Genomic DNA, 12,755 nt, shown 5'->3' with positions numbered 1-12,755 from the left:
CGGGCCCGGACCTCACCCGCTACCTCGAAGCGCTGGGCCACTACATCGCCGGCTGCATCCGGTGGATGAACGCGGCCCCCCGCTACGCCAGCCCCCGGAACCGGTACGACCTTCCGGTGCCGGGGGCCACCTACGGCATCACCTGGCGGGACACGCCCAGCGACCCGGCGACCGGCCCGCTGCCCATCCCCTCCGCCGCCTGGTGGTGGGACCAGCTCGACGCCCTGTCTCACTCACCCCGGAACCACCGGACGAACGACCTCCACCACGTGCCGCGCGAACGGCCCGCGGGTGACGGCTCGTCGGCGGGCGGCGCCGGGACGCGCGTCGCACGGTCGCCGGCCGAGGTCTGACCACCGGCGCCGCCGTCCTCCTCCCGGACCGGGGGCACGTCCTCCGGGGCGGGAGGGTCGGGCGGCAGCGGCGCCGCCGCGGTGAACTGCGTGGGCAGCGCCACGAGGTGACGGGACATCAGCGACGACGACCAGCGCAGTTCCGTCTCGGCCACCGCCAGCCGGACGTCCGGCAGCCGGGTGATCAGCGCGTCGATGCCGGTGTCCGCGATGGCCCGGCCGATGTCCTGGCCCGGGCACTCGTGGGCACCGCCGCTGAACGCCAGGTGGGAGCGGTTGCCGTGCACCGGCGTGGTCGGGTCCGGCCGGATCGCCGTGTCCACGTTGGCCGCGGCCAGCCCCAGCACCAGGGCGTCCCCGGCCCGGATCCGGTGCCCGGCCAGCTCGGTGTCCTGGGTCGCCCAGCGCCCGAGGATGGTGATGAACGGCGGCTCGTCCCACAGCGTCTGCTCGACCGCGTCCGGCAGCGTCATATGCCCGCCGGCCAGGTTGGCCCGGCACCGGGGGTCGGTGAGCACCATCCGCAGGGTGTTCGCGATCAGGTTCGCCGTGGTCTCGAAGGCGGCGATCAGCACCAGCCGCAGGTGCTGCTGCACCTCCTCGTCCGACAGCTTGGACTCGTGCTCCAGCAGCCAGCTGGTGAAGTCCGCCCCCGGCTCGCGGTGCTTGCGCTCCACCGTCCGGTGCAGCGCCGCCTGGACGAACGCGTTGCTGCGGACGGCGGTCTCGGTGCCCTTGATCATGTCCCGGGCGGCCTGCACCAGCTCCGGACTGTACTCCTCGTGCATGCCGAGGAGTTGGGTCATCACCATCATGGGCAGCGGCTCGGCGAACGCGTGCACCAGGTCGGCGGTGCCCGTCGCGCAGAACTCGTCGATGAGCTCGTTGGCGAACCGGGTGATGTGCCGCCGCACGCCCCGCCGGTCGAAGCGGCCGATGGAGTCGTTGATGGCGCCGCGCCACCGCTCGTGCGCCTGCCCGTCGGCCATCGAGCAGATGGGCTGCCAGGTGGCGATGGGCGCCAGCGGGTGTTCCGGGCCGATCCGCCCCTCGCGCATGGCCCGCCAGATCCGCGAGTCGCGGGAGAACCGGGACGGGGTCCGGGTCACGTCGAGGTTCTCCCGGTAGCCCAGCACCAGCCAGGCCGGGACGTCCCCGCTGAGCAGGACGGGCGCCACCGCCCCGTGCCGCTCGCGGAGCTGCTCGTACAGGCCCATCGGGTCGTCCTCGGCGGCCGGCCCGTACAGCCGGGCCACGCCGCCGTCCCCGTAGGCGTGGGCCGGGCACTGCGGCGGGGGGGCCGCCTGCGCGGTGTCGGCGCGGGAGTGCTCGTCGGGAGGGGTCACTGTGGCTCCGGGGTGGTGTGAGCGAGGCTGTACAGGTACCGCATCAGGGTCATCAGGGCGTCGCGGCAGGAGGCGCGGTCCCTGGCGTCGCAGGTGAAGATCGGCACGGACTCGGGGAGGTCCATCGCCGCCCGCAGCTCGGACACCGGGTGCACGGGGGCGCCGGGGAAGGCGTTGACGGCGACCACGAAGGGCACGCCGCGCTCCTCCAGGATGCCGACCACCTCGTAACTGACCTCCAGCCGACGGGTGTCGAGCAGCACCACCGCGCCCAGGGCGCCCTCGAAGAGGCCGTCCCAGAGGAACCAGAACCGCTCCTGCCCGGGGGTCCCGAACAGGTAGAGCACCAGTTGCTCGTTGATGCTGATGCGGCCGAAGTCCATGGCCACGGTGGTCTCGATCTTCTGCTCGATCCCCGCGATGTCGTCCACGCCGACGCCGGCCTGGGTCATCGTCTCCTCGGTGGTGAGCGGTCTGATCTCGCTCACCGAGCCGACGAGGGTGGTCTTGCCGACTCCGAAGCCGCCCACGATCACGACCTTCACCGCCGCCGCGGCGGTGGCCGGGAGGATGTCCTCCCTCCTGGGACCGGTGTAGGGGTCAGAGGTTTTGTAGTCCATGCATCACCGCCTCCAGGAGGCCAACGTCAGGAAGGGCAGCGACGGGGACCGGGGGTCTCGCTTCCACGTGACCCCGGGTGAGGAGGTCGGTGAGGAGGACGGTCACCGTGCTGACGGGCAGCGTGAGGTAAGCGGATATCTCGGCGACGGACAGCGGGTAGTCGCACATGTGCACGATCGTCCCGTGCTCGGGCTGGAGACCGGGGTCGGTCTCCGTGCGGGCGACGATCAGGGTCACCAGGTCGAGCTTGGTGGTGTCCTGCTTCGCGTCGTCGCAGCCCTTGGTGACGATGTACAGCCGGTCCGGATTGCCGGGATCCCATGCCCTTTCGGGTTTGCTCATGCCACCGGCCCGGTGACCCGCGGGGGACTGGTGAGGTGCTCGCCGATCCGGGCCACCAGGTCGCGCATCCGGTGCCCCATCAGCCCGGCGTCGACGTCGTCGTCGGCGAGCACCGCCAGGAACGCGCCGGCCCCGGCGGCCATGAGGTAGAAGAAGCCGCCGTCCACCTCGATCACCACCAGCCGCATCTGCCCGTCGCCGTGCGGGAATTCGGCGGCCACCGCCGTGGACAGGCTCTGCAGTCCCGCGCACGCGGCGGCCAGCCGGTCCGCGGCGTCGGTGTCCGTGCCGTGCTGAGCCATGCGCAGGCCGTCCGAGGACAGCACGATCACGTGCCGGATCTGGGGCACGCTGGATGCCAGATCCTTGAGCATCCAGTCCATGTTGAACCGCTGCTGCGTCACTTGGCTACTCTTTCTCGTCTGACGGGTCATCACTTGTCTGGCCCCGGTCGCCCGCCGGAGCGTCGCCCTTGAGGGCGCTGGTGAACGCGGCCAGCCACAGGCCCGGCTGGGTGGGCTCGGACTCCGGCTCCGTGCGCGGCGCGGTCTCGGCCGCGGTCGGGGCGACCGCCGCCGCGCGGGCGGCCATGCCGAGGGCGCGCCGGCGGCGCTGCGGAAGGCCGTTGGCGGTGTGGGTGCCCACTGCGGGGGTCTCCATCGCGGGCGGCGGGTCGGGGAGCGGACGGCCGGGCTTCTTGCGGACCTTGGGGGGCGGCAGCGTGGCGGCGCGGGCGATCTCGCCGCCCGGGGTGGCGCTGGCGGTGACCAGGTCGCCGGGGACGATCAGGACGGCGCGCACCCCGCCGTACGCCGAGGGCCGCAGGGACACCCGGAAGCCGTAGTTCTTGGCCAGCCGGCTGACGACGGCCAGGCCCAGCCGCGGGGTCTCGCCGAGGTCGTCGAGGTCGAAGCCGCGGTCGGCCATCTCCAGCACGCGGTCGGTGCGGCGGCGGTGCTCGTCGGTGAGGCCGACGCCGGCGTCCTCGATCTCGATGGCGACGCCGGACTGGATCTCGACGGCCGTCAGGTGCACCCGCGTCTCGGGCGGGGAGTACCGGGTGGCGTTGTCGAGCAGTTCGGCGGCGGCGTGGATGACGGGCTCGACGCCCGGTCCGGTGATGGCGACGTCGGCGACCGAGTGCAGGTCGACCCGGCGGTAGTCCATGATCCGGGACATCGCGCCGCGCAGCACGTTGTACAGCGGGATCGGGTTCTTCCACTGGCGGCCCGGGCGGGAGCCGCCGAGGACGGCGATGCTGTCCGCGAGCCGGCCGATCAGCGCGGTGCCGTGGTCGAGGTGCAGCAGGTCGCTGAAGACCTCGGGGGTGTTGCCGTGCCGGTCCTCCATCTCCCGGAGGTCGGTGGCCTGTTGGTGGACGATCGCCTGGACGCGGCGCGCGATGTTGACGAACGCCCGGTGGGCCGAGTCGCGCAGGCCCTCCTCGGCCTGGACCGCCTCGACCACGAACCGGATCACCTTGCGGTGCTCGGCGGCGTACGGGGAGTTGTCCGAGGGGGACGGCGCGACGGCGCGGACCACCTCGTCGACGAACGCCCCGCGCTGGAGCATCTCCACGGCCTTGGGGAGCAGTTCGCTCGCCAACCGTGCGGTGGCGGCGTCCTGTTGGGCCAGTTGGTGGCGGAGGGCGGCCTCCTGCTCGGCGCACCGGCGCCGCAGGGAGTTGATGACGCGGCCCCGGCGGGCGGCCTCCGACGAGGTCAGGGCGACCGCCACGGTGGCTGCGGTGCCGCACCAGGCCGTCGGGGTGCGGACTTCCAGGGGGACCAGCAGGGCTGCGGTGGCGGTGCAGACCGCCAGCACCACAGGAGGGACCAGCCATATGAGGGACGAGGCGGGCCGCCTGACTTGAGGTGACGATCCAGTACCAACCATCGAGTTCCTCGGGGCTTGGGGGAATTGAGACGGGGGCGACAAGGGACCACTGGAGTGGCGTCGCCGCCGGCGCCCGGCACGGGGATGCGGACGATGCGAACGGATGTGAGCGGAGGCCGAGGTTCCCGGACACCCCGGGATCTCCCCGGGTTCGCCGGGGTTCGCCGGGGTTCTCCGGTCGCGTCGGCGCGGCGGTCGGCGGCAGCGTGCCGTAGTCGCCACGACCGCTGCGGGAATGGAGCGTAGCCTGTCGCGCGGTCGTCCGGCGCGAAGTTGTCATATTCGCGGAAAGGGCTGACGGAGGAATTCGAAAGGCATCACAATGGCCCCGGGGGCGGTTTCTCGAAAACATTTTTGAGTTGCCTGGAAATGCGTTCGGGCGATCGGCGGGCCGCGCTCCCGGAGCCTCCCGGGGGGTCAGTCCGGCGAACCCGCCCACCGGCGTCCGGACGTCCGGCTAGGCTCGCTCCACCACACTCATACGGGAGACACGTCATGACGCGGCAAGAGCACGAACGGCGCCCGTACACCGCCCTGTTCGAGCGCGAACAGGAGGTGGCCGTCGCGGAACGGGCCGTGGAGGCCCTGTGCGGCGGCGCGGACGGGAGCGGCCGGCCGTCCGGCGGACTCCTCCTCTTCAACGGCGACGCGGGCGTGGGCAAGACCGCCCTGCTCGGGGAGATGCGCAGGCTGGCCGCCGAGCGGGGCGGCTGCACGGTGCTCGCCGCCCGCGGCGGCGAGCAGGCGCAGTCCGTCCCCTTCCACGTCGTACGGCAGTTGCTCCAGCCCGCCCTGGCGCCGATGGAGGAGCGGCAGCGCCGGGACATCCTGGGCGCCTGGTACGACATCGCGGGCCCCGCGCTCGGCATCGCGCCACCGGTCGGCCCGCAGGGCGTGCGCGACGGACTCGACTGGCTCGTCACGCGGTTGGCCTGTACGAAGGAGCGGCTCGTCCTCATCGTCGACGACGCGCACTGGGCCGACGCGGCGTCGCTCGCGTGGCTGACGTCCTTCACCGTCCGGCTGACGGAACTGCCGGTCCTGCTCGCCGTCGCCTACCGGCCGGACGAACTCCCCAAGCACTCACCGGCCTTCGCGGACCTGGTGAACGGCCGCGGCAACCGCCCGGTCACCCTGCACCCGCTCACCCCCGGCGCGGTGGCCGAGCTGGTGCGCACCGCCATGGGCCGGGAGGCCGACGACCCGTTCTGCCGCGAGGTCTGGGCCGTCACCGGCGGCAACCCCTACGAGGCCGTCGAGCTCGTCGCCAAGGCCCGGGACCGCAGCCTGCGTCCCATGGAGGAGTCCGCCGCCCTGCTGCGCGAACTCGGCGCCGCCGCCCGGGGCAGCGGCCTGGTCGCCCGGCTGGAGCGGCTGGGCAACGCGACCACCCGGTTCGCCTGGGGCGCGTCGGTGCTCGGCACCGAGATCCAGGTCCGCGTGGCGGCCATGCTGGCGGGCATGAGCCCGGCCGAGGGCGCCGTCTGCGCCGACCGGCTGCGCGAGGCCCGCATCCTCACCGGCGCGACCGAGCTGGAGTTCGTCCACCCGCTGATCGCCACCGCCGTCTACCGGGCCATCCCGCCCGCCGCCCGCACCGCGATGCACGGCCTCGCCGCCTGGGCGGTCACCAACGCCGGCCACGGCCCGGCCGCCGCCTCCCGGCACCTGCTGGAGGTCCACCCCGACGGCGACCCCGACCTCGTCCGGCAGCTGCGCGAGGCCGCCCGCGAACACCTGGCCGTCGGCGCCCCCGAGGCGGCCCAGCGCTGTCTGGAGCGGGCGCTGGCCGAGCCGCCCCCGGAGGAGGACCGCGCCGAGGTCCTCTTCGAACTGGGCTGCTCCGCCCTGCTGACCTCGCCGCCCACCACCATCAACCACCTGCGCTCGGCCCTGGCCCTGTCCGGGCTCCCCAAGAACCTGCGCGTGGACGCCACCTACCGGCTCTCCCAGGCGTACGCCCACAACAGCCAGCTCTCCGAGGCCGCCGAAGTCGTCGCCGAGCACGCCGGCCGGACGCCCGACGGCCCCGGCCGGATGCGCCTCCAGGCCGCCCACTTCCTCTGGAAGGGCATCCAGCTGGAGGAAGAGGGCGCGCACGCCCGGTCCCAGGAGATCGCCGACCTGGCCGCCCGGCTCAGCGGCCGGGACAACGCGGAACGGGCCCTGCTCGCCCTGCGGGCCTTCGACGCCATGATCCAGGGCGAGGACGTCCTCCAGGTCGTCGAGCTCGCCGACCGCGCCCTGGTCGACGGCCGGCTCGCCGACGGCATGGGCTGGACCAACACCGAGTGGGGCTTCGAACTCCCCAGCATCATCGGCATCACCTACGCCTTCTGCGACCGGCTGGACAAGGCCGAGGAGCTGTTCGAGGAGGCGATCCGGGAGTTCGAGATCTCCGGCTGGCGCGGTGGGCACCTCGCCTTCGCCCACGAGTTCCTGGGCCTCGTCCACCGCCGTCGCGGTGATCTGCGGAAGGCCGAGAGCCTCCTCCGCGAGGGGCTGCGGCTCGCCGACCGGCTGGGACCCGGCGTCCCCATCCAGTGGGACGGCAGCTGCCTGCTGATCGACACCCTGCTCGCCAAGGGCGACATCGCCGGCGCCCAGGCCGTCGCCGAGAAGTACTCCTTCGGGCCGCCCTACCCGCCCGCCATGGTCATGCCCGACGCCGCCTGCGTGCTCGGCAGGCTGCTGCTCGCCCTCGGCCGCACCAAGGAAGCCGTCACCGAGCTGGAGGCGGCGGGCCGGCGGCTGGACGAACGCGGCAGGCACAACGTCCTCTGGGCGCCCTGGTCCCTCGACCTGGCCACGGCCGTGGCCGCGGAGGAGCCCGAGCGGGCCCGCGAGCTGGCCGACCGCTCCCTGAAGTACGCGAACCGGTTCGGCACCGAGACGGCGATCGGCGAGGCGCTGCGCCGGGTCGCGTCCCTCGCCGGACCGGACGCGCCCGAGGAGGCCGTCCCCCGTCTGGAGCAGGCGGTCCGGCACCTGGAGGAGTCTCCGTGCCGCTACGAGCGCGCCTGCGGCCTGGTCGACCTGGGCAAGGCACTGCTGCGCGTCGGGCGCGGCGAGGAGGCGGCGGAGCGGCTCCGGGAGGGGCTGCGGATCGCGGAGGAGTGCGGGGCGGAGGGGGTGGCGGGGGCGGCTCGCGCGGAGCTGGCGGAGGTGGGGGCGGGTTAGGCCCCGGTCCCGCCCCTTCGCCGTTTCCTGGGGCTGCGCCCCAGACCCCGCTTTCGCGGCTTCGCCGCTCGTCCTCAAACGCCGGACGGGCTTGATTTCGCGCCCGGGCGCACGATTCAGCCCGTCCGGCGTTTGAGGACAACCGCGCGGAGCGCGGTTTCGGGGGTGCGGGGGCTTGCCCCGCAGGAAACGGTGAAAGGGCGGGACTGGGGCGCTCCAACATGCGATCTCCGCCGCACCGGGGTGCCATGGAGGAAACCCCCGAGGCGGAGGACGTCATGGCGCACGCGGTCTGGAGCGGAGCCCTCACCTTCGGACTGGTAGCCCTACCGGTCCAGATGTTCTCGGCCACCGAAAGCCACACCATCCGCTTCAACCAGCTCCAACGCGGCACCTCCGACCGCGTCCGCAACAAGCGCGTCAACGAGCGCACCGGCGAGGAAGTCCCCCTCACGGAGATCGTCAAGGGGTACGACATGGGGGACGACTACGTCGTCGTCGAACCCGGCGAGCTGGAGGAGATCGCCCCCGGCCGCTCCAAGTCGCTGGAGATCAGCGGGTTCGTGGACCTCGACACCATCGACCCCATCTACTTCGACAAGACGTACTACCTGGGCCCCAAGAGCAAGGAGTACGCCAAGGTCTACGCGCTGCTCCACGAGGCGCTGAGCCGGTCGAACCGGGCCGGGATCGCCACGTTCGTGATGCGCAACCGCGAGTACCTGGTCGCGGTGAAGGCCGAGGGCGACATCCTCACCCTGCACACCCTGCACTGGGCCGACGAGATCCGGGACCCCCGTACCGAGATCGGTACGCTCCCCGAGCGCGCCAAGGTCGCCGAGCGCGAACTGGCCACGGCCGTGCAGCTGGTGGAGGCGCTGAGCGTCGACTGGGACCCCGAGACGTACCACGACACGTATCAGGAGAAGGTCCTGGAACTCGTCCAGGCCAAGCGGGCCGGCGGCACGGTGGAGAAGAGCGAGCCGGCGCCGCGCTCGACCAACGTCATCGACCTGATGGGCGCCCTGCAGGCCAGCATCGAGAAGGCGAAGTCCGGCGGGGGCGAGGCCGCGGAAGCCGCTGAGGGCGCGGAGGAGGGCGAACTCCGGCCGCCCGTGCAGCTCAAGGACGCGGCGGAGAAGCGCCGCACCCGGCAGGCGGCCAAGAAGGGGGCGAAGAAGTCCGCCACGGCGGAGCTGGAGGGGCTGAGCAAGACGGAGCTCTACCAGCGGGCCACCGACGCCGGCATCCCGGGCCGCTCCTCGATGAGCCGCGAGGAACTGGTGAAGGCCCTGGCGTCGCACGCGGCGGAACCGTCCGGCGGCCGTCGCAAGAAGCGGGTCTCCTGAGGGGAGGGGCGCCCCGTGCCCGCCGCACCCGGCCGCCAGACGGTGGAGATCGAGGGGCACCGGCTCTCCCTCTCCCACCTCGAACGGGTCCTCTTCCCCGCCACCGGCCAGACCAAGGCCCACGTCCTGCACTACTACGCGCGGATCGCCCCCGCGATGCTGCCGCACATCACCGGCCGCCCGGCGTCCTTCGTCCGGGCCCCGGAGGGCGCGGCGGGGGAGAGCTGGATCGCCAAGAACCCGCCGCCCGGCGCACCGGACTGGGTGCCGCGGGCCACGGTCCGGCACCGGGAGGGCACCAGCCGGCAGGTGGTGATCGACTCGGTCGCCGCGCTGGTCGCCATGGTCAACCTCGGCGCGTACGAGGTGCACGTGCCGCAGTGGACGGCCGCGGCCGGCCGTGACGCCCACGACCGCGTCGTCCTCGACCTGGACCCCGGCCCCGGCACCGACCTCGTCGTCTGCTGCCGCGTCGCCGAACGGCTGCGCCAGCTCCTCGACGAGGACGGCCTCACCGCCTTCCCGGTCGTCTCCGGCTCCAAGGGGCTCCACTTGTACGCCCCCATCCACCCGGCCCCCGGGCGTTCCGTCAGCGCCTACGCGAAGGGGCTCGCCACCCGGCTGATGAACGAGCATCCCGGACTGGTCGTCGTCTCCATGGCGAAGCTGGAACGGCGCGGGAAGGTGCTCATCGACTGGTCCCAGAACGCGAGCGCCAAGACGACGGCGGCGCCGTACACGGTGCGGGTGCGGGGCGAGCGGGAGGGGGTGGCGGCGCCGGTGACGTGGGACGAGGTGGGCTCCTGTCGGGAGCCTGGGGATTTGGGGTTCGGGCTGGAGGATGTGGTGGGGCGGGTGGGGGAGTTGGGGGATTTGCTGGGGCCGGTGGCGGGGGATGCGGTGCGGGGGTCGTTGCCGTGAGGGGTGCCCCGGTCCCGCCCTTTCGCCGTTTCTTGCAGGGGCTGCCGCCCCCGCACCCCCGCAACCGCGCTCCGCGCGGTTGTCCTCAAACGCCGGACGGGCTGAAAGTCAGCCCGTTGGGGGTGCCCCCTCTGGGGGAGTTTGAGGACGAGCGGCGAAGCCGCGACAAGGGGGGTCTGGGGGCTTGCCCCCAGGAAACGGCGAAAGGGCGGGACCGGGGCCTACCTCCCCCGCGCCCACGCGAGCAACTCCTCGCACCCCCACGCCGTGATCACCCGCTCCGCCGGGACCCCGCACTCCTCCGCCCGCGCACACCCCAGCACCTGCCAGTCCAGCTGTCCCGGCGCGTGCGCGTCGCTGTCGATCGAGAACAGCGCTCCCGTCTCCAGGGCCAGCCGGATCAGCCGCCGAGGCGGGTCCAGCCGGTCGGGCCGGCTGTTGATCTCCACGGCGGTGCCGAAGCGTTCGCAGGCGGTGAAGACGAGTTCGGCGTCGAAGGCGGACTCGGGGCGTTTGCCGCCGACGAGGCGGCCGGTGCAGTGCCCGAGGACGTCGACGAGCGGGTTGGCGACGGCGGCGACGAGCCGCCGGGTCATGCTCTCGGCGTCCATCCGCAGCTTGGAGTGGACGGAGGCGACGACCACGTCGAGCCGGTCCAGGAGCTCGTCCTCCTGGTCGAGGGAGCCGTCGGGGAGGATGTCGCACTCGATGCCGGTGAGCAGCCGGAAGCCGTCCCCGAGCGCCTCGTCGACCTCGGCGACCACGTCGAGCTGCTGCCGCAGCCGGTCGGCGGACAGGCCGCGGGCGATGGTCAGGCGGGGGGAGTGGTCGGTGAGCACGGCCCACTCGTGGCCGAGGTCGCGGGCCGCGCGGGCCATGACGTCGATGGGGCTGCCGCCGTCCGACCAGTCCGAGTGCAGGTGGCAGTCGCCGCGCAGGGCCGCGCGGAGCGCCGCGCCGCCCTCGGTGAGCGGCCGGTCCGCCTCCCGCTCCAGGCGCTCCAGGTAGGCGGGCGTCTCACCGCGCAGCGCCTCGGCGACGACGGCCGCCGTCTTCGGCCCGATGCCCTTGCGGTCGGTGAGCGACCCGGCCTCCGACCGGCGGCGGACCTCGTCGGCGGGCATCCCGGCGACCACGCCGGCCGCCGTCCGGAACGCCTGGACGCGGTAGGTCGGCGCCCCGTCGCGTTCCAGGAGGAAGGCGATCCGCTCCAGTGCCTCCACAGGGTCCATCCGGTCCGTCTCCTCTCCGGTGTCACGGCCGCCGCAGCGCGGCCGGCGGCAGGAACTCGCGCACCAGCTCGCGGTGCCACCACGCGCCGGTCGTGCGCAGCTCGCGCCAGGTGGTGAAGCGGTAGAGGTAGAGCCGGGCGCGGACATGCGCGGGCGGTGCGTCGGGGAACGGGTTGTGGCGGAGGAGCCGCAGGGTGTCCCGGTCGTTTTCGAGCAGTCGTTCGACGAGGGGTCCGAACCAGTCCCGGGCGTAGGCCGGGGAGATCCCCGCGAACCACATCAGCCAGTCCAGCCGCAGGTGCCAGGGCGCGAACTGCCGGGGCAGCCGGCGTGGATCGCCCGGTTTGCCCTTGAAGCCGTACTCCCGCCACTCGGTCTCCGGGCCGAGGACCGTGTCCGCCGTCCCCTCGACCACCACCTCGTACCGGCTCCGGTTCACGCTGCCGAAGGCGCCGTACGTGTTGACCAGGTGGTACGCGTTGAAGGACATGTTCATGCGCTGCCCGCGCGAGAGCAGGTTGCGTACCGGCCACCAGCTCAGCGCGGCCACGAGCACGGTCACCGCGACGACCAGGACCTCGTACCAGACCGGCGCCGAGGGGGCGGGGGAAGGGCCGGTCACGGAGAACAGGTCCGCCATGGCGTCGCCGTCCACCGCCGCGAAGGCCAGCACGATCGTGATCCAGTTCAGCCAGGCGAAGTTGCCCGAGGCGACCAGCCAGAGCTGGGTGACGATCACCAGCCCCGCCGCGACGCTCGCCACCGGCTGCGGCGCGAAGAGGCCGAAGGGCACCACCAGCTGCGCGACGTGGTTGGCGGCCGTCTCCACCCGGTGCAGCGGCCGGGGCAGCCGGTGGAAGAACCAGCTCAGCGGGCCGGGCATCGGCTGCGTCTCGTGGTGGTAGTACAGGCAGGTCAGGTCGCGCCAGCAGCGGTCGCCCCGGATCTTGATCAGCCCCGCGCCGAACTCCACCCGGAAGAGGAGCCAGCGCAGCAGGAACAGCACCAGCACCGGCGGATCCGTCCGCGCGTTCCCCAGGAACACCGCCAGGAACCCGGTCTCCAGCAGCAGCGACTCCCACCCGAAGGCGTACCACGTCTGGCCGACGTTGACGATCGACAGATACAGCCCCCACAGCACCAGCCACATCAGCATCGCCGCACACAGCGGCACCGCATCGGCGGCCCCCGCCGCGACCGCCGCGGCCAGCAGCGCCCCGCCCCAGGCGCACCCGGCGAAGAAGCGGTCCGAATAGTGCCACCGGAAGAGCGTCGGGATCCGGCGTGCCGGGACGTACGCCAGGTAGCGCGGTACGGGCAGCATGCCGCGCTCCCCGATCAGCGCCCGGAACTGCAGCGCCGCCGAGGCGAAGGCGACCAGGTAGAGGACGGCCAGCCCGCGCTGGAAGACCAGCCGGCTCAGCCCGTACCCGGAGGCCGTGAACCACTCCATGCCCCTCCGAGTACCCCGTGCGTCCCCGTCGGCCGCGCGGTCGCACCGAAGAACCGAAGAAA

Annotated in this window: 10 protein-coding genes; 3 read left to right on the top strand and 7 right to left on the bottom strand. The window is 73.0% G+C overall.

The features are described 5' to 3' along the window. Window positions 1-229: 229 nt before the first annotated feature. From J7W19_RS03985 to J7W19_RS03965, 5 genes are read right to left on the bottom strand one after another with little or no spacing between them, the layout of a single operon-like run. Window positions 230-1,699, bottom strand: coding sequence for a cytochrome P450 (locus J7W19_RS03985; RefSeq protein WP_004954309.1), 1,470 nt, complete (start codon window positions 1,697-1,699; stop codon window positions 230-232). Continuing rightward, the gene (locus tag J7W19_RS03980) at window positions 1,696-2,319 is read right to left on the bottom strand and encodes a GTP-binding protein (RefSeq protein WP_004954305.1); all 624 of its coding nucleotides are present in this window, start codon (window positions 2,317-2,319) and stop codon (window positions 1,696-1,698) included. The genes J7W19_RS03985 and J7W19_RS03980 overlap by 4 nt, the downstream gene beginning before the upstream one ends. Continuing rightward, window positions 2,300-2,662 (bottom strand): DUF742 domain-containing protein, encoded by a 363-nt coding sequence (locus J7W19_RS03975; RefSeq protein WP_004954302.1) that lies wholly within the window; start codon window positions 2,660-2,662, stop codon window positions 2,300-2,302. The genes J7W19_RS03980 and J7W19_RS03975 overlap by 20 nt, the downstream gene beginning before the upstream one ends. Continuing rightward, window positions 2,659-3,066: a roadblock/LC7 domain-containing protein gene (locus tag J7W19_RS03970; RefSeq protein WP_004954301.1), complete on the bottom strand. Its 408-nt coding sequence runs from the start codon at window positions 3,064-3,066 to the stop codon at window positions 2,659-2,661. Before J7W19_RS03970 ends, J7W19_RS03975 begins: the two co-directional genes overlap by 4 nt. A gap of 4 nt (window positions 3,067-3,070) precedes the next feature. Beyond that, entirely contained in the window at window positions 3,071-4,558 is a 1,488-nt protein-coding gene (locus J7W19_RS03965) for a sensor histidine kinase (protein WP_051072760.1), read from the bottom strand. A 495-nt stretch (window positions 4,559-5,053) separates the two neighbouring features. Here J7W19_RS03965 and J7W19_RS03960 point away from each other — a divergent pair, with 495 nt between their 5' ends. From J7W19_RS03960 to ligD, 3 genes are all read left to right on the top strand, one after another. Beyond that, complete coding sequence (locus J7W19_RS03960) at window positions 5,054-7,738, top strand: ATP-binding protein (protein ID WP_004954293.1); 2,685 nt, start codon at window positions 5,054-5,056, stop codon at window positions 7,736-7,738. A gap of 248 nt (window positions 7,739-7,986) precedes the next feature. Further along, a complete protein-coding gene (gene ku / locus J7W19_RS03955; protein WP_004954290.1) occupies window positions 7,987-9,087 on the top strand; it encodes a non-homologous end joining protein Ku in 1,101 nt (366 codons plus the stop codon). A gap of 15 nt (window positions 9,088-9,102) precedes the next feature. Next, a complete protein-coding gene (ligD, locus tag J7W19_RS03950) occupies window positions 9,103-10,008 on the top strand; it encodes a non-homologous end-joining DNA ligase (protein WP_004954288.1) in 906 nt (301 codons plus the stop codon). A gap of 221 nt (window positions 10,009-10,229) precedes the next feature. On the opposite strand, the gene J7W19_RS03945 is transcribed toward ligD, so the two are convergent. Together J7W19_RS03945 and J7W19_RS03940 are read right to left on the bottom strand one after the other, a co-directional pair. Next, a complete protein-coding gene (locus J7W19_RS03945; RefSeq protein ID WP_004938573.1) occupies window positions 10,230-11,240 on the bottom strand; it encodes a PHP domain-containing protein in 1,011 nt (336 codons plus the stop codon). A 22-nt stretch (window positions 11,241-11,262) separates the two neighbouring features. Next, the gene (locus J7W19_RS03940) at window positions 11,263-12,693 is read right to left on the bottom strand and encodes a lipase maturation factor family protein (RefSeq protein ID WP_004938570.1); all 1,431 of its coding nucleotides are present in this window, start codon (window positions 12,691-12,693) and stop codon (window positions 11,263-11,265) included. Between the last annotated feature and the right edge of the window lie 62 nt (window positions 12,694-12,755).

The sequence above is a fragment of the Streptomyces mobaraensis NBRC 13819 = DSM 40847 genome (genome assembly GCF_017916255.1).
Classification (GTDB): domain Bacteria; phylum Actinomycetota; class Actinomycetes; order Streptomycetales; family Streptomycetaceae; genus Streptomyces; species Streptomyces mobaraensis.
This window is presented reverse-complemented; position numbering and strand designations above follow the sequence as displayed.